Origin of the sequence: Aerococcus sp. HMSC10H05 (assembly GCF_001806975.1) — a bacterium.
GTDB classification, from domain to species: Bacteria; Bacillota; Bacilli; order Lactobacillales; family Aerococcaceae; genus Aerococcus; species Aerococcus viridans_B.
The window spans coordinates 38970-60966 of sequence record NZ_KV786946.1 but is presented as its reverse complement, the minus strand read 5'-3'; the positions used below and the strand labels follow the sequence as shown (position 1 = coordinate 60966).

Here is a 21997-nt window from a genome sequence, read left to right as displayed (position 1 = left end):
GCATTTAAAAGGGTATAGGAGGAAAATAGATGGCTGAAGAACACTTATTTAAAGCTACTTATGCCAGTCCGCAAGATTTTATGGACCAGCATTTAATTGCCCATGATGTAAAAGTGACTGATACATCTGTGAAACAAGTTGGGTATTGGACGATTATTTGGCAGCGGTTTGCCCGCAATAAAGCGGCTGTATTTGGTTTGATATGTTTTACGATTTTACTAGCGGGAACGGTATTTGCGGGGGTTATTGCCCCGTATAATCCGGATGAAATTGTAGGTGGCTTCCTTCAAGCGCCAACGAGTACACACTGGTTGGGGACTGATGAAATTGGCCGTGATGTTTTCTCCAGATTGCTATATGGCGGCCAAGTGTCCATGTTTGTTGGGATTGTATCAGTACTCATTTATGCAACCATTGGGACGAGCTTAGGTTTATTAGCTGGATTCCTAGGTGGTGTTTGGGATTTTGTTATTATGCGTGTAACTGAAGTGATCATGTCCTTTCCTTATTTCTTAGTTGTCTTAGTTGTTGTAGGAATTCTTGGACCATCTATTTTGAATGTAACGATTGTGATTGGCTTATTTGGTTGGGCACCGCTTTGTCGATTAGTTCGGGCAGAAGTAATGAAGCTTAGAGCAGCAGATTATATTCAAGCAGCTGTTGCTTCCGGTTATTCAACAGCCAACATTGTATTTAAGCAAATTGTTCCAAATATTTTATCACCTATTTTAGTCAACATGACCTTTGGTATTTCAACTTCTATTATTACAGAAGCCTCCCTTTCTTTCTTAGGGGTTGGGGTTGTACCGCCAACTGCTTCATGGGGGAACTTACTCACTGCAGCCCAATCGTTATCGGTATTGACTATGCAGTCATGGCGGTGGGTACCAGTTGGTCTAGCCGTTTTCTTAGCTGTTTTATCGATTAACTTTATCGGTGAAGGATTACGAAGTGCAGTTGAAGGCGAGATTTAAGATTGAGAGGAGGGCAAGACAATGAAAGTAAAATTATTAACTCTACTAACCGCTATGACCTTACTATTATCGGCTTGTGGGACGACGGCAGAAAGTACTGGGGGTATAGACGAGGTTAAAGCGCAGGAAACAACTAGTGCAGATCATACACTGGATATTGGGACAACGAATACCATTTCTGGTTTTAATGTATTGAATACAACGGATGTTGCCGGTCAATGGGTTCAACGGTTTATGTATCCATCTTTATTGGACCAGCCAGAAGCTGGCGTATTTGAACCCAATGTTGCTTCGATAACAACTGAAGATAACCTGGTTTATACCGTCACAATAAAAGATGACGTGGTCTGGTCAGATGGTACAGCTTTTACAGCCGATGATGTAGCTTACAATTTAAACTTAATTGCAAATCCGGATGTAGAGACTTCTGGCGCAGCGAATATTAAGTCCATTGAGGGAGTAGATGATTCAGGAAAAATAGCAGATGGAGCAGACAATATTTCTGGTGTGGATGTAATTGATGATAAAACATTGACCATTACCTTAAAATCGCCAACTGATCCGGCCTATGTATATGAAAACATTGGTTTTAAGATCTTAATTACACCTAAACATGTTGTAGAAAAGGAAGATATCTATAACCTAGGATCTTCAGCATTCGCTACGAAGCCCACTGTTTTTGCAGGTCCTTACAAATTTGTTCAATATGAATCAGGTTCATACATCAAGATGGTTGCCAATGAAAGGTATCATAAAGGCAAACCAGCCATTGAAAATGTTATTGTTCATATTATGGATTCAACGGGTATGGTCATTGCCTTACAGGCTGGTGAATTAGACATGACTGCAGGAGGAGGTATCGCTTTGATACCAATTTCTGATATTAAATTCTTAGAACAAAATGAGGATATTGAAGTTTCATCTAGTTATGGTACTTCTGTTCAATTTATGTATATCAACAATGAAAAATTTGATCAACCTACTTTTAGACAGGCATTACTCAAAGCAATTGACCGTGACCGGATGGTTGATGGTCTACTGCAAGGTGAAGGCGAAGTTATTCCAACTACCTATACCTCGATATCAGCTTATAAAGATCCTGATTTAGATCCAGTTGCTTATGACCCAGAACGTGCCAAAGCTTTATTAGAAGAATCTGGTTTCGATACCAGTCAAACAATTAAATTAGCGGTTCCAACAGGTAATATTACCCGGATGAATGCAGCTAATTTGATTGAACAAGATTTAGAGGCCATTGGGTTAAATGTAGTGCAAACTTCAGCAGATTTTACCACGCATGCAGCTAGTGTAACAGCTGGTGATTATGACTTAGCGATGATGGGGCTTGCTTTGAATGTAGATCCAGACCAAAGTTCATATTGGGCAGCAGCTGGAACGAATCAAGTAAACATCAACGACCCTGAATTAGAGCAACTGATTAATCAAGGAGCTGCACAAACGAATTTTGAAGATCGCTATGTCACCTATCAAGAAATCCAGGCTCGTTTCCAAGAACAAGCTTATTTAGTCCCTTTATATTCTGACTACCAATTTACTATCCAAACTAAGGACTTAAATGGTGGTATACAGCCATTCTGGTTTGGTTCACTGACAGATATTCAAGAATGGACCTTTAACTAAAGAAAGGATTTGATTGAAATGCAAACTGACAACATACTCGAGGTCAACCACCTCAAAATTTCCTTTAAGACGCTAAATGGTATCGTACCAGCCCTTCGTGATGTATCATTCACCCTTAAAAAAGGGGAGACACTGGCGATTGTTGGTGAATCTGGATCAGGGAAATCTGTATCCACTAAAGCCATTACCGGTTTATTAGCTAATCATATAACCAATGTTGAAGGTGGCGAAATTCTTTTTGAAGGTCGAAATCTATTAAAAGCCAGCAAAGCTGACTTAACCAAGATTAGAGGTTCTGAAATTGCCATGATTTTCCAAGACCCTATGACTTCACTTAATCCGGTTATGACAGTGGGCATGCAGATTGCTGAAGCAGTGATGGCACATACGAAAGTTGACAAAAATACTGCCATGCGCCAAGCAATTGACTTAATGGAGAAAGTAGAAATCAAAGACCCAGAAACTAAAGCCTACCATTATCCTCATCAATTTTCAGGAGGTATGCGTCAAAGAATTATGATTGCGATGGCACTTGCCTGCAAGCCTAAAATCTTAATTGCTGACGAACCTACTACAGCACTTGATGTGTCTGTTCAAGCACGGATCATAGAGTTGATAAATCAATTAAAAGATGCGTTTGATATGTCAGTTATTTTTATTACGCATGATTTAGGTGTAGTCGCTAATGTAGCCGACCGGGTAGCGGTAATGTCTGCGGGGCGGGTTGTTGAAACAGGTACAACAAATGAAATCTTCTATCATCCACAACATCCTTATACATGGGGATTATTAGAAGCGACACCAACCCTATCTACAGAAGATGACAACCTATATACTATTCCAGGTAATCCACCGAATATGGCTAACTTGACGACTGGGGATCCATTTGCACCTCGAAATCCTTACGCTTTAGATATTGATTTTGTAAAAGATCCACCACTCTTTCAAGTTTCAAAAACGCACCAGGCAGCGACTTGGTTATTAGATGAGCGGGCGCCTAAAGTTGAGTTACCATTGGATATTCAAGCGCGCTATGTAGTCTATCAAGATATTTTAGACCGACAGGCGACTTCAGCTAAAGAAAGCCAATTAGGTACAACTACTGGCTATGATTTAGCGGCATTTGAAAATACCGATGCTGTTTATGGGCCGTATCTATATGATGAGTTAGCAGATACAATACCTGTGTATGAAAGTTAGGAGGGGATTTTATGACAGATATAGTACGGGTGAATCATGTGAAAAAAATATATGAAGAAGGCAGAGCTGAAGAGGTGGTAGCTGTAAATGATGTATCCTTTACTATTAAAGCTGGGGAAACATTTGGCTTGGTAGGGGAATCGGGTTCCGGGAAATCAACTACAGGAAAGCTATTGATGAAATTAGAAGATCCAAGTGAGGGACAGATTGATTTTTTAGGTCAAGATATTGCCCAAGTTAAAGGGCGACGTGACTTGTTAGCCTTTAGAAAAGATATCCAAATGATCTTTCAAGACCCTTTTGCCTCATTAAATCCTCGAATGACGGTTGGCGAAATTATTGGTGGCCCAATGCGGGTCCATGGTTTAGTTCGTAATAAGCAAGAACAAGAAGCGGCCGTTGCTGAATTAATGGCTCAAGTTGGGTTAGATCCTCTTTATGCTAATCGGTATCCACGTGAGTTTTCTGGTGGTCAATGCCAACGGGTGGGAATTGCTAGAGCTTTAGCCCTTAAACCCAAATTGATTATCGCTGATGAGGCGATTTCAGCCCTAGATGTGTCTATTCAAGCACAAATTGTCAATCTACTAAAAAACTTAAAAATCACAAATGATTTAACCTATCTCTTTATCACCCATGACCTATCCATGGTGAAATATATTTCTGACCGAATAGGTGTTATGTGTCAAGGACGATTAGTGGAGATCGGTACGGCTGATGAAATCTATAATCATCCATTACATGATTATACTAAGTCCTTGCTATCGGCTATTCCTACAGCAGATCCAGAGTCAGAACGTGTTCGGAAACGTATGCACTTTGATGGATTGACTTACAGTGAAACAGAGTGGGCAGAGTGTAGTTTAGTAGAAGTAACGCCTGACCATTTTGTATACTGTCACCCGAGTGAAGTCGCTAAATACACTGCACAAGTTAAACCAGCTGTTGCGTTGGTATAAAGTAGTCAATTAAAAAAGGTGGTCTGAATTTTTTTCAGGCCACCTTTTTCTGATGCAACTATTTTAATTGTAATGATATGCTTCTATGTCAGTATCTTTTGCAAAAGTGTATATGCTATTTTCATCTATCTGGTACTCTTCTATAGTAGTTATTTTACCTGTGGTGATATCAACTTGATCAAGTTGACCCTTTTTCCCATCTGTAATGGTGTGATAGATGTAGCCATTTTCAATATAGTAGCTAGGATTCTGTTCAATGTCCATGGACCAAACTTGATGAAAACTTTTATTAGTAGGATCATAGCGGTAGCTTTTCACTTGGATAGGTTTTTCGTCATCTTCGTTTTCACTATAATCGCTTTTGACTACATATATTTCATCCTCAATGACAACCGGATTAATTTCAGAAGAAATTGTTTGGTCAGTTGATTGATTCTGTAAGGCGCTAGTATCCATTTGTAGTTTTTCGCCTGAAGTCGGATCAACAATTTCATATGTAGTAGTTAGCGCAGTATTTTCCTCATCATCGTCACTATTGACCATTGCAAATATATGACGCTGTGCTTGACGATTTAAGCCGTCAACACTAATTGAATATAATTCATACTGTGAGCTGTCGATAGTATTACCAGTACTTATTTCACCACTTGCTTTATCTAATTCAAAAGCTTTTAAATAATTAGGTTGGTCAGCGTCTTGTAAGAAAGCATATATTAGGTAAATAGTATCCTCATCTTCTGCTAGGGATAGGAGTGTATTTAAAGAACGGTCAGCTTGATCTAGTGAATCACTAGGATTTGTATAAGTCCAGTCACCCTCAACATTTTTATGAATAAGGGTTAGGTCTAATTGATCTTTACTGTCTCCATATATAGTATTTGATTGCCATAATTGGATATGATCATTTTCTAGGATTAAGCGCGAATCATCTAAGTTTGGGCGGTTAAATAAGGAGAAGTGCTGATATACTTCATCTTGTTTTTTTGTATTGAGTAGGCCGTAACTAGCGTAGCTAGTAGCAACGATTTCGCCGTTATTTTTTGATAAAGGAATCCAGTTGGACATCGCTTGATTTTCACCAGCAATGAGATATAGGGTAGGAATACCTGAACTTTCACTAGTATGTTTAGTATTCATTGTAGTCAGTTTGACCGGTTTAAAGCTAGCGACACCTATCCATACGCATAAAGTCACTGCAGTAATGATCACTAGAAATAATAAGGTCAACCAGTTACGTTTGTTTATCTTCATAAGATTGCCTCCTTTCTTAAACACTGACATAATGGTTCATCAACCAAGACATCATATAACCATTGATGATATTGATGGCATAGATATATACAAGGACTAGCACTGTAGCTTCCATATTGGTTAATGGCAAAATAATAGTTAACCAAGCAAGCAAATAAATGAGTGCAAGAGAGACTATCCAATAAATCATCGTTGTTGCGACTGTTCTAAACCATGTATAGCCTTTGGCACTAAGTAGTATAATCAAACTATTCATCAAGGTGAATAGAAACCACAATCCACCACCATAGATCATGAATGTTTGTGTAGGATAGGGCGGGGATAACAGGCTACTTATTTCCATAGTTGTCGCTAATTGAATGAGGACCGGTACTTGTGTATATTGCTCATTAAACATTACTCTAAAGGCACTATTGGCGATATAAAAGAGGCCTAGTTGAAGTATCAAAATACCAGCCATCATTATCAAAGTACTGATTAATTTTGCAAATGCAATTGGGGCCCGGTTACCAGGTAAGGTCAATAGTCGATAGATAAAGTTTCCTTGAAAGTGCCAGTCGCGGATCCAAGAGAAGACACTGTAACCCAATAAGGCAAAGGCAGTGGCACCGATAATCATGGTATAGACCATGCTGTTGTCAAATACCCCATTTAGATTAGTAATCAAGCTAATATTATCTATATTTTCACTAGCGGTTGACACTGCATAGCTAGCTCGAATATGAACAAATACCATAATACCTTCACTAATAAGAACGAAAGCGATAAGTAGTAAATAGAATATTTTAGCCCGTTTTAGTTCATCAGTAATTAAATTGAGTAGTTTAGCCATTATCGGTACACCTCCCACATTTTATCGGTAATCGACTTACCTTCAGCGAGTCGTAAGTCTTCTGTATAGAAATCTTGAATGATACGGTGGTCTTTTAACATGAATACTCGGTCTACTAAAGTTTCAATTTCATTGATTTCATGAGTGGAAATTAAAACACCACGACCGGCCATCAATTTACTTGTGAAGACATTCGTGATTTCTTCTCTAGTAAAAATATCAATTCCTGAAAATGGTTCATCCATGATTAAGTAGTCAGAATTTAAGGATAAACCAAGTAGTAGATTCACTTTTGCGGTATTTCCTTTTGACAGTTGACTGATTTTATCATCCAGATTTAAATTGAAGAAATTGACTAAGTCTTTTGCTAATACTGGGTCGTATGAATGATAGTAAGTTGCCATAAAGGTCAAAGCTTGTTTAATCGTCATGTCCTTTACTACGATGATCGTATCAGGAATGTAGGAAATACGGTTAAAATCATTAAAGTCAATGGGTTTGCCATCAATTAAGAATTGACCGCTGGCAATAGGCGTTAGCTGCATCAATGCATTCATTAAGCTCGTTTTTCCTGAACCATTTTCACCAATCAGTGCGGTAATTTCACCTGGTTTAACGGTAAAAGAAATATCTTCCAATATGTGATTTGAGCCATAAAATTTATGGATATTTTTTGCTTCAATCATCTTTCTTGTTCACCTCGTTTTTGGAAATATGCTGTCATATAGTTGGCGATTTCTTGAGGATCCATGTTTAGAACCTGCGTTGTATCGTAGAAGACGGCCATGGCTTGTTCTAAAGTTTCCTGTTTCAATTGTTGGATAATGGCTTGGTTTTCAGTAACTTTACTAGGTACATTTGCTTCAGACACAATGATCCCTTCTTCCTCTAAAGATTTAAATGCACGTTGGACGGTATTGGGATTGATTTTAAAAGATTTGGCAATATCACGTCTTGAGGGTAATTTATCGCCAGTCACTAAACGATTAGCGACAATTTCTCTTTTATAATGGTCGGCTAATTGTATGTATATGGGTGTTTGCTTATCGAACTCAACCATGTTGAACCTCCTTTCCAAATATAAAAGTAAATGTGTATTAACCGTATAATACACTTTGTTATCTGTATTATATGGTTAATACACTTTAACTGTCAATAAAATAGGATGAATATATTTTCAAGTATTTTATACATAGATAAAAGTTGAAATGTTTGACAGGTGTACAAGAATATTCGCTACTCAATTGCTTATATAATAAATAGCGAGGAATAAAAAATACATAAATTGTTTTTATGTAAACTTTCGACTTTATATATAAAAATTTGGAAATACGTGAAAAAGAGGACATGAGCCAATCATATCGCCATTTAAGAAGCACAATGTTTTTTGCTAAAATAGAAATAATGTTCAATAAACGCAATGTTATGTTGCAGTAATGCTATCCATATAAAAAATAATAGAATAGCTTTAAAATCACGTTGTAAACGTTTACTTCAAAAAGTATAATGACGGTATTGAAAGTTTGAAGTATGCAAAGAAAAAAATTTTAAACAAAAATGCGATCGTTTACATTCTTTGGACTACTTCAAACACCAGCTTTCGCGAAGCATATGTTGTCAGTTACTAGTCGTTGTTCAACAGAAGAGGAAGAAAAGAATGGCTCAAAATGTAAATGCGCCACAAGCGCAATATCATAATGCAAAGCAGTGGGAAATTGCATTATTTTCATTGAATAACTCTGCGTCTAACTTATACTTATTCGCATTTGGATTCTTAACATACTATGCAACTGGTATTGCAGGTTTTGCAACCTTTACCGTATCGTCATTATTAGGTGCGGCACGTTTATTTGACGGCTTAATTGATCCTATGATTGGGGTTATCATGGATCATATTGATACAAAATGGGGACGGTTCCGTCCAATTATGCTTATCTCAAATATCGGTTTGCTATTATCATTTGCTTTATTATTCTCCACCCATCAATTTGAGGGTTCGTTGAAATATGGTATATATTTTGTGGGCCTTATTTTCCATAAAATTGTTTACTCATTCCAACAAACAGTCACGAAAGCGGCACAACCCGCATTAACCAATAATCCTAAACAAAGACCTTTATTCTCTATTTATGACACTATTTTTTCTTCAATCGGTATCTTTGCAGTAGGGCAAATGATAGTCGCTAATTGGTTATCTCCTCGTCATGGTGGTGAATTTAATTTAGCCTTCTTTACTGAATTTATTATTGGTATTTGTGTGATTTCTTTTGTTTTAACAATCCTTGCGATGATTGGTATTTCGCGTAAAGATAATCAAGCCTTCTTTGGTTTAGGTGAATCGACAGTTGAAACGAAGTCTATCAAAGACTATTGGTCAGTCATCAAAGGGAATGGTCCGCTACAAATTCTGGCATTAACTTCAGCCTTGGTTAAATTCTTAACTACTTTAATTGGGGATCAAGTATTTGTAGTCCTAGTTTTTGGGATCATCTTAGGAAATTATGGTATCTCAGGTACTTTAGGGTTAATTCAGATTATTCCGAACTTACTAATTGTGGCGGGATTTACAACAATAGCTTCAAGGACTTCGTTAAAAAATGCATATGTTTTATCATTAATCACCATGTTAACTTCTGTGGCTTTAATGGGTGTAATTTTATTCACTTCAGCAGACACACGAGAAATATTTGCTAATGGTGGGTTAGCAATGGTCCTATTCTCTATTGGTTATATCGGTTTCAAGATTGCTGGAACTTATCCATCTTCAGTCGTATTAACTATGGCTGCGGATATTTCTGACTATGAAACGGCTCGTTCAGGACGTTTTGTATCAGGCTTAATCGGTACTATCTTCTCGCTAACTGACTCAATTTCTACATCGCTAGCACCGATTGTAATCGGTTGGTTGATGATCGGTATTGGTTATACAGATGGTTATCCAGGCCCAGATGAAGCATTATCGCCAGCTTTATTCACAGCGGGGACAATTTTATTAATTATCGTACCCGCAATTCTTGGATCGATTGCATTGTTCTTAATTTCTCGTTACCCGCTAAATAAACAGAAAATGATAGATGTGCAAGCACAAATTTCAGCAAGAAAAGGGTAATTATTTTCTTCAAGCATAATATTGACCAAAAAGGGTTGTGACTGAGAATGTCACAACCCTTTTATCAGTTAATCATTTACTTTTTACAATCATGATAGGCAAAAACTAATATTTATAAATTTTACTAGAGATAAACTAATTATTAGAGTTTTATTAGAATTCACTTGACTTTTTAATTTTAACATTTTAATATTGTGACCATCAAGAGAGAATAGTAAAGAATAAGAGATAGGAACAACATTTCCAGAGAGTCTGTGGCCGCTGTGAACAGATAATGTCTCCTATGAAGACACACCTTTACTTAAATGACACTAAGTCCGGTAGTACCGTTATCACTAGACTAACTATGTAAAGTTTAGTCAATGAGGTTATAGGCGTGAGTTTATAACAAATTAAGGTGGGAACACGTTTCGACGTCCTTGATCCAGAAATGGATTGAGGGCGTTTTTTTTATGATATGAAACCTTTAGGGGAGGGCAACATGGCAACATCGTACGTATTACAACGAATTTCACTCGCAAGAGATTACCTTGAAACAGTTTCAAACGCAGGTTTTCAATTAATTGATTTAAATATGGTAGAACCTTTTGATGGTGACGGCAAGGCAGAGTACCCCAGTAATATCGTTTTTGAAAAAGAAGGGCAACTTTATGCTATTCGAAGTGATTGGACACGGTCGATTTTAAATTACATGAAAGCTTATGATTTACAACAAGATAATTTTGCTTATTACGGTCCAATGGTTAGGGACCACCAATCCACCTATCAAGCTGGTGTTGAGTTAGTAGAACCAAATGCGTCGCAAATGGCAAATACCATAGAACTACATTTGGATTTCGTTGAAAAAATGAGTCAACCGGCTTTTAATATGATTGTTGTGAACAATGAGGAAATCTTAGACAAATACATGGAAAAGTTTGCTTTTGGACCTGAAATTAAAGGGTATGTTATTGAAAAGAATTTGTCGGCTTTGGGGAATAGCATTGGTAAGGACCATGATTTCTATAGATTAATGGCTAAGCCGGTATCAGCACAATTTGATTTAGTGAAGAAAGATTTTGGCGATACAGAGGAAATGGCTGTGATTTATTTGCTTAAAGACATGCTTGAGAAGCGAAACACGAAAATGATTCTTGATTTATCATTCCGGTCGCCACAAAAATACTACAATGGCTTATATTTTCAAGCTTTTTTACAAGGTAATTCTAAACCAACCTTTTCAGGTGGTCAGTATGCTAACGGTTGGTTTGGTATTGGTTTGAATTTGTCCAAAGGAGGATTCTTATGATTACAGTAGCGCTTGCGAAGGGGCGAGTTTATCGTTCCTTTAATCAATTTTTGGCCGACAAGCATTTAGATGAATATGCAAATGCGTTGATAGATGGTGGTCGTGATCTTTTTCGTGAAGTTGGTGGGGTAAGGTTTATTTTTGTCAAAGGAAAAGATGTGCCCACTTATGTGGAACAAGGGGTTGCTGACTTAGGTGTTGTGGGGTCGGATACGATTGCTGAACAATTATTCAATGTGTTAAATGTCTCTGAATTACCATTTGGTCAATGTCGCTTGGCCATGGCTGGTCCAAAATATATGTCAGAATCTGATATCAAGGTGGTGGCGACATCCTTTCCAAATATTACCCGTAAGTACTTTAATCAAGCGAAACAGGATGTATCCTTAGTTTTCCTAAATGGTTCTGTTGAATTAGCGCCTATCTTAGGATTGGCTGATGCGATTGTAGATATTGTGCAGACGGGGACAACACTTAAAGAAAATGAGCTTGAAGAGTATAAAACGATTTTACCGGTACAAGCAAGGCTACTTGCCAATAAACAATCTTTCTATACTAAAGAGATGGAGATTTACAGTTTTATGCGGGAAATTGAGGTGGTTTAAATGAAAGTAGCAGATTTTCAAGCAATATTTGCTAAAAAAGATTCAGATAAAGTAGACGTAGACCGTTTATTCGCTGTACAGGAAATGATACAAGCTGTGCGTAAGGATGGCGATCAAGCGGTGATTGACTATACCAACCAATTTGACGGGCAATCCTATACGAATCCAGAAGATTTTAAAGTTTCGCTTGAGCGTTTAAAAGCATCTTGGGATCATTTAGATCCGACTTTAAAAGCAGCTTTACGGGTTGCTAAGGAACGAATTGAACGCTATGAACAGGCCTCCCTATACTCGGATAGGAACGGGGATGAAATTTCATATGTTTATCATGCCTTAGAAAGCGCAGGCTTTTATATTCCTGGTGGTAAAGCCTTGTATCCGTCAACAGTTTTGATGACGGTAGTGCCAGCGCTTGTTGCGGGTGTAGAAAATTTAGTAGTGACAACACCTGTTTTTACGGAAGAATCAGTGACTTTCGCTGCTCTATACTTATGTGGTATCCGAGATAATGTTTACGCTATTGGTGGGGCACAGGCTATTGCGGCCATGGCTTATGGGACTGAAACCATCCCTCAAGTGGACAAAATTTGTGGACCGGGGAATGCTTATGTAGCTACCGCTAAACGTTTGGTGAATGGAGATGTGTCTATAGATGCGATTGCTGGGCCAAGTGAAATCCTATTATACGTTGATGAAACAACACCGGTTGATGCCATTGTATATGATATTTTCGCTCAAGCAGAACATGACCAGGATGCGCGAACTTTCTTATTATGTGAATCAGAAAGCTTTTTAGATAAAATAGCTGACCGTATGCAAGCTTTGTTACCAAGCCAAGCAAGAGCGGATATTATACAGGCTTCTATTACCAATAACCATTATGCCATTGCCGATACTAGAGAGCGATTGATTGCAGTATTGAATGCTATTGCCCCAGAACATGTTTCCATTCAACACCGTGACCAGGATGCAATTGTTCAACAAATAAAATATGCCGGTGCAGTTTTTAAGGGGGTATATGCAATGGAAGCTATCGGTGATTATGTAGCTGGTCCTTCACATGTCCTACCCACTGGGGGGACGGCACGATTTTCTCATGGCTTAACAGCCAATGATTTCCGAACTTCACACGCGATTATTCATACGTCAAAAGAGACCTATCAAACAATTGGACCAGCTGCACAAATGATGGCAGATGCTGAAGGGCTAGACTGTCACGCTAAATCAATTGCCATTCGAAAGGAAGTATAAGTTTATGAAGACAGAAGAATATTTAAAAACAGTTGAAGTGGCTCAAGGTGGAGATACTGTGGTGATGAACCGCAATACTTCTCCGATACGTCCCTTATCTGACCAAGATATTGTGGATGCGGTATTAAACACAGCTTTTAACCAGTATCCCGAAAATGAAGAAGCAGATTTTATCTCAGCATATGCTAATTACGCTGGCTTTGACCCTAAGAATGTTGCAGTGGCTAATGGGTCAGACGAGTGGATTCAAAAATTGATTATCCAATTTGGACACGAGGGCGTTTTAGCTTTAGATCCTGACTTCTTCATGTATGAAGACTATACTAACCAGTTGGGTTTCCCTTTTTATAAAGTAGCTAGTGAAGCAGATTTTACCTTTGATTTGCGTAAAATTATCCAGGCCCTAGACCAATACCAACCATCTTTATTTTTTATATCTAACCCACAAAATCCGACGGGTCAACAATTTCAACCAGCTTTCTTACAAAAGTTAGCAGATGAAACAGAGTTTAGAGATATTACCTTTGTGATTGATGAAGCCTATATAGAATTTGGACAAAACTATCAGCGACCCAAAAATCTGAATGTACTATATATTCGAACGCTCTCTAAAATTTATGGGGTAGCAGGTTTACGAATAGGGTTAGCGATTGGACAGGGGGCACGCTTTGAGAAATTAAAAGAAATTAACCATCCTTATCCAATGAATAGTGTCTCTTTAAATCTTGCATATAAATTATTCGAAGATAGCCACCGTTTGGACGAGTGGGTCGCTTATCAAAGAAATATTCAAACTGAATTAATAGCAGCATTTGATCAAGTAGCTGATTTGGTGACTGTTATGCCGTCAGCAACTAATTTTGTCTTTATTTTTGGTGAACTCGTGCCCAATTTGGATAAATTTTTAGCAGATAATGGTTTTATTGGCCGTAAGTATACTGAAGGAAAAATGGCTAATGCAGCAAGATATTCAGTGGTTGATATAGCTGATTATCCGAGGTTAAAGGCAACAATTAAAGCATGGAGGGAAAAACTTGGAAATTAAAGAACGAAATACTCTAGAAACCCAAATTAAACTAGGAATAGCCAAATCAGATGGTACAGGTGAAACAAGTATCCATACAGGTGTTGGTTTTCTAGACCACATGTTGACCTTATTTAGCTTTCATTCAGGTCTTGATCTATATGTAGAAGCCAGAGGGGATACTTGGGTAGATGACCACCACGTTACAGAAGATATTGGTATTTTGCTTGGTGAAGCCATACGTGACTTGTACCAAATGCTCCCATCATATGAAAGATATGGGGCTTACTTTTTACCTATGGACGAAACCCTTGCAAGAGTTGTATTAGACCTATCGGGTAGACCGGTGTTGGTATATGATGCAACATTTTCAGCGGCTAAGGTTGGTAGTTTTGATACAGAGCTTGTTAAAGAATTTTTTAATGCAGTAGCAATGAACGGGCGCATAACCTTACATATTGATTTATTGAAAAATGGGAATACACATCATGAAATTGAGGGGATATTTAAAGCATTTGGCCGTGCCTTAAAAATTACCTTGAGAGAAACAAGCGGTGGCGTACCATCATCAAAAGGGTTAATCCAGTAATGAAGTAGCAATTATTAAGACTTGAAAATACGATGTCTAAACATTTGAATAAAGGAGGTTATTATTCATGGAAATTATCCCCGCAATTGATCTGATTAATGGTAAAAGTGTCCGCCTGCAACAAGGCGATTATGATAAGCAAGTTGTCATGCCTATGTCAGCAGCCGAAGCAGTAACCTACTATAGCCAGTTTCCACAGGTCAGTAGAATTCATGTGGTGGACTTAATGGGGGCTTTAAAACAAGCAGCTATTGAAGGTGAAACAGTTGAAGGATTGAAAGCATTAACCGATATTCCCTTAGAAATAGGAGGGGGTATCCGTGACTTAAAGACCATAGCATTATATGACAAACTGGGCATCGATTACTTCATTTTGGGTACTAGAGCGATCATGGATGTTCCTTGGTTAACTAAAGCAGTAAATAAATATCCTGGTCGTATTTATGTTGGTTTAGACTGCAAGGACGACGCCATTTATATCAATGGCTGGAAAGAAGCATCCGGTCGCTATATTCAAGAATATTTAGAAGCAATCGCAGACTTAGCGATTGCTGGCATTATTTATACCGATATTTATAAAGATGGTATGGAAGCTGGACCTAATGTGGAAAAGACCGGCCAAATCCAAAGAATGACCAAACACCTAGTTGTGGCTTCTGGAGGTGTGAGAGATCGTCATGATTTAGATGCCCTTGAAGCACAAGGGATTAGGCAGGCAATTGTTGGAAAAGCTGCACAGAATCCAAGTTTTTGGGAAGGATTGTAAACGATGAAAAAGATTATTCCATGTTTAGATACAAAAGACGGTGAGTTAGTAAAAGGGGTTCACTTTGTAGAAGTAAAAGCATTAGGTGATCCAGTTGATTTTGCAAAAAAATATTCGGATGCTGGAGCGGACGAATTGGTCATACTAGATATTACTAAAACGTCAGATGGCCATAAATTACGTACGCAAATGATTACTGATGTCTTTAATGTGATTGATATTCCCCTAACAGTTGGGGGTGGGATTGCTTCGATTGAAGATATTCAAGCAGCTCTTGATGCCGGTGCTAGTAAGGTTGGGATTAACTCTGCAGCTGTTAAAAATCCAGATTTTATCAATGAAGCAGTAGCAAAATTCGGTTCAGAAGCCATCACAATCGCTGTTGATATGGCTTATGACGATGCCAAAGGCGATTATTTTGTCTATACAAACGCTGGACAAAATCAAATGGATTGGCCTGCACTTGAATGGTGTATGGAATGTGAAAAACGTGGTGCGGGCGCCTTATTAATCACATCAATTGATACTGATGGTGCCTACACTGGTTTTGACATTCCTTTCTTAAAATTAGCTTCTGAAGCAGTAGCCATTCCGATTATTGCATCGGGTGGTGCAAGTAGTATTGCCGATTTTATCGAATTATTCCAACAAACAAATATTGATGCTGGTTTAGCAGCTTCTATCTTCCACAAAGGTGAAGTAGCGATTGAAGATTTAAAAGCAGGTCTTATAGCAGAAGGGATTGACTGAAGAGAATGACAGCAATTGATTTTAGTAAAAATGGCGGACTAGTTCCAGCTATATTACAAGACTATCGAACTAAACAAGTCCTCATGTTAGGCTATATGAACCATGAAGCATATGAACGGACTGTCAGCGAGGGTGTTGCATGGTTTTATTCGCGATCTAAAGAGCGCCTTTGGAAAAAAGGTGAAAGTTCTGGAAATGTCCAGGAAGTGGTGAAAATAGACCGAGACTGTGACGAAGATACACTGTTGGTTCAAGTTCGTCCCACTGGTCCAACCTGTCATACTGGTAGTCAATCCTGTTTTGGAGATGATTATTTTAACTTAAGTATTTTAGAAAATACGGTAGCTGATAAAATAGCGAATCCACAAGAAGGGTCTTACACCAACTACCTAATCACTAAAGGTTTAGATAAGATTCTAAAAAAATGTGGCGAAGAAATGATAGAAGTGGTAATTGCAGCAAAAAATGCCGCAGCTGGTCAAGGGAATGAAGAACTCATAGCGGAAACCAGTGACCTTCTCTATCATTTATGTGTATTATTGGTTGAAAGAGGCTTATCTTTATCAGATATTGAAGCATTATTAAAAGTGCGTCATGGACAGGAACATACCTATTCTGAACGTAAAATAATCGAAAATTATTAGATTAAAATGAATTAAAATAGAAAAGAATTAAAAATTATGTTGACAATTATCATAAATCTTAATATACTAATGTCAGTAAATAAAACAAGTTGATGCGTTGAAAAGTAGAAGTAAGTTAGCAGTTTGTGCACAGAAAGTACCAGTTGTTGAGAAGGTATGACAAACCCTAATTGAAAAGTAGACTTTGAGCTGTAAATGCGATCCATCAAAGAGGTGGTTGAGTGTTTACCGGGTGCTGCCGTTAAAATGCCAGTTGATCGAAAAGAATTTCCGTCAACCTGAGTCTAATAGTCTAACCAATTATTAGAAAAATTAAAGGTGGTACCGTGCGAAAAGCGCCCTTTGACTTAACCAGTCAAAGGGCGCTTTTTTTATTTACTAAAAAATATAGATAACTAGGCACAATAAAGATAAGACGAATCAAATTGTCACTAGTAATGTATATAGAGGCTTGTAGTAGTGATTAGGAGGATTTTCAATGACATTATTAACAGATTTAAAACAAGAAAAACAAGCAATTATCCCTGCTTGTGGCGATGGGCATACTTTTCAAATGTTAGCCAACAGTAAATCATTAGCCATCTTTCTATCTGGTCAATTAACCACTGACCATTTAATTGCGGAGGCTGATCAAGGACTGTTGTCGATTACTGAATATAAAAATTATGCTTTTAGCTTGGGTTTGAAGAAGACGCAACCCTTGTTGTTAGACCTACAATCAGGATTTGGAAATCCTCTAAACACTTACTATGCTGCTAAGGAATTGGAACGTTCGGGTGCAGATATCATGATTTTATCAGACCAAAAATACCCAGCACATCACACTGACCAACCAGCTATAACGACTGCGGAAGACTTTATTGGGAAAATTCGTGCAGGACTTGATGGTATTGAAAATCCGGCGATTGAAATTTGGGTTCGGCTAGAAGGTTTGCATGAGTACGGAATAGAAGGCTTTAAGAAGCGAGCACGTTATGCATACAATGCTGGTGCTAAAGCTGTTATCTTAGACCACTATGATGAAGCAGACTTAGAGGCTTTAGCCCAAGAAGCATTACCATTACCTTTATTGGCAACCTTAAAACCAGGTCAACAAGCTAAAGCCATCGAAAGTGATCATTTTTATGGTTATCTAGATTTAGGTAATCTCGCTTTAGCCGCTCACCAAGCGCTTGAAACTGCCATGTCAGACTTATTAAAGTAAAGGAAGGTAGCTATGTTAAAAACGAAAAAATGCGTAAGCAATTTAAAGATCATATTTACTCGGGTAAAGCGATACAGCTACCGGTAGCACCGGATGCTTTAGCAGCAAAGATCGCTGAAAAATTAGGATTTGACGCTGTCTTTTCTGCCGGGTATGCCACTAGTGCCTCAGCTTTTGCCATGCCGGATCGTGGCATAACGGACTTTGGTAAATCACTAGAGCGGACTAGAGACATTATTAATGCAGTGAATATTCCTGTATTTGCAGATGCTGATACTGGTTATGGTGACTTGGAAAATGTACGCCGTACGGTTGAAAATTATGAAGCAATTGGTGCTGCGGGCATCTTTATTGAAGACCAAGTTTGGCCAAAACGTTGCGGTCATATGTCAGGTAAACAAGTTGAACCAACAGAAACCCTAGAAGAAAAAATTAAAGTTGCTGTAGCTACCCGTAAAAATGATGATTTCCTCATCATGTCACGGACAGATGCACGTACGGTGTATGATCTAGAAGAAGCTATTGAACGTAGCCGTCGTTATAAGTCTGCTGGTGCGGATTTAATTTTTATTGAATCCCCAAGAAGTTTTGAAGAATTTGAAGACGTTCATAAAGCCCTCCCAGATACCTTTATGATGGCCAATATGATTGAGGGTGGTCTAACACCATTAACGAAGACTTCGGAACTAGAAAAACTTGGTTTCAATATTATCGTATATCCAACTGCTTTAACTTATGCGCAAGCTTATACGGAGAAAAATTTACTACAAACCTTGCGAAATGAAGGCACGACAAGAAATTATCAAGATAAGATGATAACTTTTGATGAATTTAATGAATTCATTGGTTTAGATGACGTAAATCAGTGCGATGCTGCTTATGCGCCAGAAAATATGTTGAAATATATGGATTAGACCTAAGTTAAGCAATCAAAAACGAAATGAAATGAGGGAATCGAATGACTTATATGTTGTTAATCATTGTTGCAATTATACTGGCAATCTTTTTGGGGGAAAAATTTGATGTGAATGCAGGGATAATTGGCGTCGTATTTGCATACTTCATTGGTTCTTTCATGATTGGATTAAGTCCAGATGAGATTTTTACCTTGTGGCCAGTTGAATTATTTATGATGATTTTTGGGGTCTCCTTCTTCTTCAATTTTGCTAATGAGAATGGGACTTTGGAAATTATTGGTCATCACTTAATTTATGCCTTTAAAGACCATTTATTTTGGTTACCGTTCGGATTCTTTTTCGCTTCTGCCCTCATTTCAGGTTTGGGTGGGTCAATTTGGGGCGCTGTACCAATTGTCGGCTTTTTAGCGCTTAATATTGCTAAAGAAAATAATTTAGATACGCGAATTATCGCCATTGCTGTAATTGAAGGGGCGCTTGCTGGTGGTTTATGCCCATTTGGCCCCTTAGGTGCAATTGTACAAGGTTTAATCGCATCCACAGGTTTTGCTGATATGTCTTCAGTCATTTCATGGCAACTATTTACTGTATCTACTATCTATCCAATACTACTCCTATTATTTCTCATGTTTAAAGATCGAAAAAATGAAGCATATAAACAAGTCGAATTGGTAGAACCAGAAGCACTGAATAAGAAACAAAAGCAAACATTCATTTTAATGACAATATTTATTTTGACCATGCTTGTTTTTCCAATCGTCAATAACTTTACAAGTGGGGGAATTCCATTCATTGCCTCGATTAGTGATTCATTAAACCTAGGTTTAGTGGGGATAGTATTTGGTGTAATTGCCTATATGTTTGAATTGGCTGACGGACAGAAAGTATTAAACCGAACACCTTGGTCAGTGATTTGGATGACCTGTGGCATTTCTTTATTGATTGGCGTTGGGGTTCAAGTAGGAATTACTGAGTCGCTAGCTGCTTTAATCTCTTATGTGCCATGGCCAATCATTCCAGTAACGATTGCTTTACTTTGTGGCTGTATGTCAATCTTTTCTTCAACGATTGGTGTTATCGCACCATTATTCTTTACAACTTTACCAGCATTGTATGCGACAACTGGTTGGAGTCCAACCATTATGGCAGTTTGTATAATTATTGGTGGTTTCGCGGCAACCGTTACGCCATTCTCAGATGGAGGAAGCTTACTTTTGGCTTCTTCAGGTTACTACGGTGCAGATCAAAAAAACTTGTATAACACCTTATTATTTAAGGTTACACCATTTACAGTCGGGTCAGCGGCCTTAACAGCCCTCACCTTATCTATTATTCATAGTATTTAGTCAAGTTAAAAAGGACACGGTCAAACGCGTCCTTTTTTCCTGGTTATTAATAGCGATATTGGGTGCTAGCACCTTGGATAAAGAATTGTGTTTCTTCAAAGTGGTAGATAACTTTCGAATAGTCGAATGGTTTGCCATTATTTAGATGGAAAATGGATTCGGTTTTTAAACAAGGGTCACCCTTAGCTAAGTTTAAGTGTTCGGCATGTTCAGATTTCAGTTTCCCCACACGAAGAAAATGGTCACCATAGCCAATAGGGATTTCTAAATCTTCTGTAATATAATCAAATATGGAATTTGATGCGATCTCTTCACTTAAATAAGGAATGATATCTTTATCAAAATAAGACTCCTCAATACAGAAAGGACGGCCCTCAATATAACGAATCCGTCTGACATAATAAACTTTTGTCTTAGAAGGATCAGCGATTTTTAAATTTTCTACCGCTTCTTCAGGCGGTGCGATGAGAGATAAAGATAAAATTTTCGAGTCTACTTTGAATTGACTCAAAGTAGAGTTAAAACCACCCAGATTTAATAGGTTGATATAACCTTTGCGTTGGTTACCACGTACGTACACGCCTGATCCGCGTACTTGATAGATTAAACCTTGCTTCTCTAAATCATTTAAAGCAGATAAAACGGTATTTTTACTTACTTGGTAGTAATCGACCATTTCTTGAATACTGGGTAATTTATCATCTGCACTTAAATCATTGTCATTAATGTAGCGGACTAAAGCGCTAGCTACTTCTTCGTATTTTGCCATATTATCAAAAACCCCTCTTAGATATTTGATATATTATAACATGAAAGCTCTTACATTTGCAAATGGTTAGGGTATAAAAAGATGCACCACCGTATAATTAAAGTTTCTCAAGTGAAATTGATAAGTAAAAGATAGCACATGACCTATATATCTTCATAAACAGGCCTTGTATAAAGAGGATTATTCGCATTTAAGGGTAAAAAAGCGTATGATTTACGTTAAGTTCTACATAGTATGTTTTAATTTCCACTATATATTGAAGGAGGTAGATTATGACAATATATGATTATCAAGTAAAAGATGTTAATGGAAAATCTATCAGTTTAGCAGATTATGAAGGTGACTTATTACTTATTGTAAACATAGCGACTAAATGCGGTTTAGCAAGTCAATTAATGGGTCTTGAATCTTTATACCAAACCTATCAAGATGAAGGGTTTAAAGTGTTGGGCTTTCCGTCAAATTCCTTTATGCAGTCGCCTGAGGATGGGAAAGGTGCTAAAGAAGCTTGCGCATTAGACTTTGGTACAACTTTTCCTATGTTTGATAAAGTATCCGTAAATGGTCCTAAAACAGCACCGTTATTTTCTTATTTAAAGAGGGCTTCAGGAGATGGATTTGTTAAATGGAATTATACTAAATTTTTAGTTGACCGTCAGGGTAACTTTGTTAAACGTTACGCCCCAACTACACCACCGGAAGATATTGAAGCAGATATAAAAGCGAATCTTTAAAAATAGAAAAAGGAAGATCTGTTTTAAAGCAGATCTTCCTTTTTATTGATGTATGGGTAAAATGGTTAAAATCGTGGACGACCACCTCCCAGATAGCCCTGATAATGTTGGCATAGTTTCTTACAAGTAAGCAATATGTTTGTT

Annotated in this window: 22 protein-coding genes; 17 read left to right on the top strand and 5 right to left on the bottom strand. The window is 37.8% G+C overall.

Annotated features, from left to right (window positions below):
* Positions 1-29 precede the first annotated feature (29 nt).
* Genes HMPREF3116_RS00740 through HMPREF3116_RS00725 form a run of 4 tightly spaced genes read left to right on the top strand, consistent with a single transcriptional unit; the run spans position 30 to position 4774 of the window.
* Positions 30-974 (top strand): ABC transporter permease, encoded by a 945-nt coding sequence (locus HMPREF3116_RS00740; RefSeq protein ID WP_070466939.1) that lies wholly within the window; start codon positions 30-32, stop codon positions 972-974.
* 21 nt (positions 975-995) lie between these two features.
* Positions 996-2615, top strand: a complete 1620-nt coding sequence (locus tag HMPREF3116_RS00735; RefSeq protein ID WP_070466937.1) for an ABC transporter substrate-binding protein — start codon at positions 996-998, stop codon at positions 2613-2615.
* A gap of 18 nt (positions 2616-2633) precedes the next feature.
* The gene (locus tag HMPREF3116_RS00730; RefSeq protein ID WP_070466935.1) at positions 2634-3815 is read left to right on the top strand and encodes an ABC transporter ATP-binding protein; all 1182 of its coding nucleotides are present in this window, start codon (positions 2634-2636) and stop codon (positions 3813-3815) included.
* 11 nt (positions 3816-3826) lie between these two features.
* The gene (locus HMPREF3116_RS00725) at positions 3827-4774 is read left to right on the top strand and encodes an ABC transporter ATP-binding protein (protein ID WP_070466933.1); all 948 of its coding nucleotides are present in this window, start codon (positions 3827-3829) and stop codon (positions 4772-4774) included.
* Positions 4775-4837: 63 nt separating this feature from the next.
* On the opposite strand, the gene HMPREF3116_RS00720 is transcribed toward HMPREF3116_RS00725, so the two are convergent.
* From HMPREF3116_RS00720 to HMPREF3116_RS00705, 4 genes are read right to left on the bottom strand one after another with little or no spacing between them, the layout of a single operon-like run.
* Positions 4838-6025, bottom strand: coding sequence for a hypothetical protein (locus tag HMPREF3116_RS00720; RefSeq protein ID WP_070466932.1), 1188 nt, complete (start codon positions 6023-6025; stop codon positions 4838-4840).
* A gap of 16 nt (positions 6026-6041) precedes the next feature.
* Positions 6042-6857, bottom strand: coding sequence for a hypothetical protein (locus HMPREF3116_RS00715; RefSeq protein WP_070466930.1), 816 nt, complete (start codon positions 6855-6857; stop codon positions 6042-6044).
* Positions 6857-7543 carry an ATP-binding cassette domain-containing protein gene (locus tag HMPREF3116_RS00710; RefSeq protein ID WP_070466928.1) on the bottom strand — a complete coding sequence of 229 codons (687 nt, stop codon included), beginning with the start codon at positions 7541-7543 and terminating at the stop codon, positions 6857-6859. The genes HMPREF3116_RS00715 and HMPREF3116_RS00710 overlap by 1 nt, the downstream gene beginning before the upstream one ends.
* Positions 7540-7917 (bottom strand): GntR family transcriptional regulator, encoded by a 378-nt coding sequence (locus HMPREF3116_RS00705; protein WP_070466927.1) that lies wholly within the window; start codon positions 7915-7917, stop codon positions 7540-7542. Before HMPREF3116_RS00705 ends, HMPREF3116_RS00710 begins: the two co-directional genes overlap by 4 nt.
* Before the next feature lie 597 nt (positions 7918-8514).
* Between HMPREF3116_RS00705 and HMPREF3116_RS00700 the strand changes: the two genes are divergently transcribed.
* The 12 genes from HMPREF3116_RS00700 to HMPREF3116_RS00645 all read left to right on the top strand — a co-directional run bounded on the left by HMPREF3116_RS00700 (position 8515) and on the right by HMPREF3116_RS00645 (position 20350).
* On the top strand, positions 8515-9966 hold the full coding sequence (locus tag HMPREF3116_RS00700) for an MFS transporter (RefSeq protein ID WP_070466925.1): 1452 nt from the start codon (positions 8515-8517) through the stop codon (positions 9964-9966).
* A 481-nt stretch (positions 9967-10447) separates the two neighbouring features.
* On the top strand, positions 10448-11254 hold the full coding sequence (locus HMPREF3116_RS00695; protein ID WP_070466923.1) for an ATP phosphoribosyltransferase regulatory subunit: 807 nt from the start codon (positions 10448-10450) through the stop codon (positions 11252-11254).
* Positions 11251-11859: an ATP phosphoribosyltransferase gene (hisG, locus tag HMPREF3116_RS00690; RefSeq protein WP_070466921.1), complete on the top strand. Its 609-nt coding sequence runs from the start codon at positions 11251-11253 to the stop codon at positions 11857-11859. The genes HMPREF3116_RS00695 and hisG overlap by 4 nt, the downstream gene beginning before the upstream one ends.
* A complete protein-coding gene (gene hisD / locus HMPREF3116_RS00685; protein ID WP_070466919.1) occupies positions 11860-13110 on the top strand; it encodes a histidinol dehydrogenase in 1251 nt (416 codons plus the stop codon).
* Positions 13111-13114: 4 nt separating this feature from the next.
* Positions 13115-14155 carry an aminotransferase class I/II-fold pyridoxal phosphate-dependent enzyme gene (locus HMPREF3116_RS00680; protein ID WP_070466917.1) on the top strand — a complete coding sequence of 347 codons (1041 nt, stop codon included), beginning with the start codon at positions 13115-13117 and terminating at the stop codon, positions 14153-14155.
* Positions 14145-14723, top strand: coding sequence for an imidazoleglycerol-phosphate dehydratase HisB (gene hisB / locus HMPREF3116_RS00675; RefSeq protein ID WP_070466915.1), 579 nt, complete (start codon positions 14145-14147; stop codon positions 14721-14723). Before HMPREF3116_RS00680 ends, hisB begins: the two co-directional genes overlap by 11 nt.
* Before the next feature lie 67 nt (positions 14724-14790).
* A complete protein-coding gene (locus HMPREF3116_RS00670; protein ID WP_070466913.1) occupies positions 14791-15489 on the top strand; it encodes a HisA/HisF-related TIM barrel protein in 699 nt (232 codons plus the stop codon).
* Positions 15490-15492: 3 nt separating this feature from the next.
* Positions 15493-16239, top strand: a complete 747-nt coding sequence (gene hisF, locus HMPREF3116_RS00665) for an imidazole glycerol phosphate synthase subunit HisF (RefSeq protein ID WP_070466912.1) — start codon at positions 15493-15495, stop codon at positions 16237-16239.
* A gap of 5 nt (positions 16240-16244) precedes the next feature.
* Positions 16245-16883, top strand: a complete 639-nt coding sequence (gene hisIE / locus HMPREF3116_RS00660; protein WP_070466910.1) for a bifunctional phosphoribosyl-AMP cyclohydrolase/phosphoribosyl-ATP diphosphatase HisIE — start codon at positions 16245-16247, stop codon at positions 16881-16883.
* A 478-nt stretch (positions 16884-17361) separates the two neighbouring features.
* Positions 17362-18087, top strand: a complete 726-nt coding sequence (locus HMPREF3116_RS00655; RefSeq protein ID WP_070466909.1) for an isocitrate lyase/phosphoenolpyruvate mutase family protein — start codon at positions 17362-17364, stop codon at positions 18085-18087.
* A 29-nt stretch (positions 18088-18116) separates the two neighbouring features.
* Positions 18117-19001 carry an isocitrate lyase/PEP mutase family protein gene (locus HMPREF3116_RS00650; protein WP_070466907.1) on the top strand — a complete coding sequence of 295 codons (885 nt, stop codon included), beginning with the start codon at positions 18117-18119 and terminating at the stop codon, positions 18999-19001.
* Between the two features lie 44 nt (positions 19002-19045).
* On the top strand, positions 19046-20350 hold the full coding sequence (locus HMPREF3116_RS00645) for an SLC13 family permease (protein ID WP_070466905.1): 1305 nt from the start codon (positions 19046-19048) through the stop codon (positions 20348-20350).
* 46 nt (positions 20351-20396) lie between these two features.
* Here the strand turns inward: HMPREF3116_RS00645 and HMPREF3116_RS00640 are convergent, their stop codons facing one another.
* A complete protein-coding gene (locus tag HMPREF3116_RS00640) occupies positions 20397-21119 on the bottom strand; it encodes a GntR family transcriptional regulator (RefSeq protein ID WP_070466903.1) in 723 nt (240 codons plus the stop codon).
* A 272-nt stretch (positions 21120-21391) separates the two neighbouring features.
* On the opposite strand from HMPREF3116_RS00640, the gene HMPREF3116_RS00635 reads away from it, so the two are divergent.
* Positions 21392-21853: a glutathione peroxidase gene (locus HMPREF3116_RS00635; protein WP_070466902.1), complete on the top strand. Its 462-nt coding sequence runs from the start codon at positions 21392-21394 to the stop codon at positions 21851-21853.
* Positions 21854-21997 lie beyond the last annotated feature (144 nt).

Excerpts from the sequence above, each read along its gene's own strand:
- HMPREF3116_RS00740 (WP_070466939.1), top strand. The coding sequence starts at position 30 with ATGGCTGAAGAACACTTATTTAAAGCTACTTATGCCAGTCCGCAAGAT.
- HMPREF3116_RS00735 (WP_070466937.1), top strand. The coding sequence starts at position 996 with ATGAAAGTAAAATTATTAACTCTACTAACCGCTATGACCTTACTATTA.
- HMPREF3116_RS00730 (WP_070466935.1), top strand. The coding sequence starts at position 2,634 with ATGCAAACTGACAACATACTCGAGGTCAACCACCTCAAAATTTCCTTT.
- HMPREF3116_RS00725 (WP_070466933.1), top strand. The coding sequence starts at position 3,827 with ATGACAGATATAGTACGGGTGAATCATGTGAAAAAAATATATGAAGAA.
- HMPREF3116_RS00720 (WP_070466932.1), bottom strand. The coding sequence starts at position 6,025 with ATGAAGATAAACAAACGTAACTGGTTGACCTTATTATTTCTAGTGATC.
- HMPREF3116_RS00715 (WP_070466930.1), bottom strand. The coding sequence starts at position 6,857 with ATGGCTAAACTACTCAATTTAATTACTGATGAACTAAAACGGGCTAAA.
- HMPREF3116_RS00710 (WP_070466928.1), bottom strand. The coding sequence starts at position 7,543 with ATGATTGAAGCAAAAAATATCCATAAATTTTATGGCTCAAATCACATA.
- HMPREF3116_RS00705 (WP_070466927.1), bottom strand. The coding sequence starts at position 7,917 with ATGGTTGAGTTCGATAAGCAAACACCCATATACATACAATTAGCCGAC.
- HMPREF3116_RS00700 (WP_070466925.1), top strand. The coding sequence starts at position 8,515 with ATGGCTCAAAATGTAAATGCGCCACAAGCGCAATATCATAATGCAAAG.
- HMPREF3116_RS00695 (WP_070466923.1), top strand. The coding sequence starts at position 10,448 with ATGGCAACATCGTACGTATTACAACGAATTTCACTCGCAAGAGATTAC.
- hisG (WP_070466921.1), top strand. The coding sequence starts at position 11,251 with ATGATTACAGTAGCGCTTGCGAAGGGGCGAGTTTATCGTTCCTTTAAT.
- hisD (WP_070466919.1), top strand. The coding sequence starts at position 11,860 with ATGAAAGTAGCAGATTTTCAAGCAATATTTGCTAAAAAAGATTCAGAT.
- HMPREF3116_RS00680 (WP_070466917.1), top strand. The coding sequence starts at position 13,115 with ATGAAGACAGAAGAATATTTAAAAACAGTTGAAGTGGCTCAAGGTGGA.
- HMPREF3116_RS00670 (WP_070466913.1), top strand. The coding sequence starts at position 14,791 with ATGGAAATTATCCCCGCAATTGATCTGATTAATGGTAAAAGTGTCCGC.
- hisF (WP_070466912.1), top strand. The coding sequence starts at position 15,493 with ATGAAAAAGATTATTCCATGTTTAGATACAAAAGACGGTGAGTTAGTA.
- hisIE (WP_070466910.1), top strand. The coding sequence starts at position 16,245 with ATGACAGCAATTGATTTTAGTAAAAATGGCGGACTAGTTCCAGCTATA.
- HMPREF3116_RS00655 (WP_070466909.1), top strand. The coding sequence starts at position 17,362 with ATGACATTATTAACAGATTTAAAACAAGAAAAACAAGCAATTATCCCT.
- HMPREF3116_RS00650 (WP_070466907.1), top strand. The coding sequence starts at position 18,117 with ATGCGTAAGCAATTTAAAGATCATATTTACTCGGGTAAAGCGATACAG.
- HMPREF3116_RS00645 (WP_070466905.1), top strand. The coding sequence starts at position 19,046 with ATGACTTATATGTTGTTAATCATTGTTGCAATTATACTGGCAATCTTT.
- HMPREF3116_RS00640 (WP_070466903.1), bottom strand. The coding sequence starts at position 21,119 with ATGGCAAAATACGAAGAAGTAGCTAGCGCTTTAGTCCGCTACATTAAT.
- HMPREF3116_RS00635 (WP_070466902.1), top strand. The coding sequence starts at position 21,392 with ATGACAATATATGATTATCAAGTAAAAGATGTTAATGGAAAATCTATC.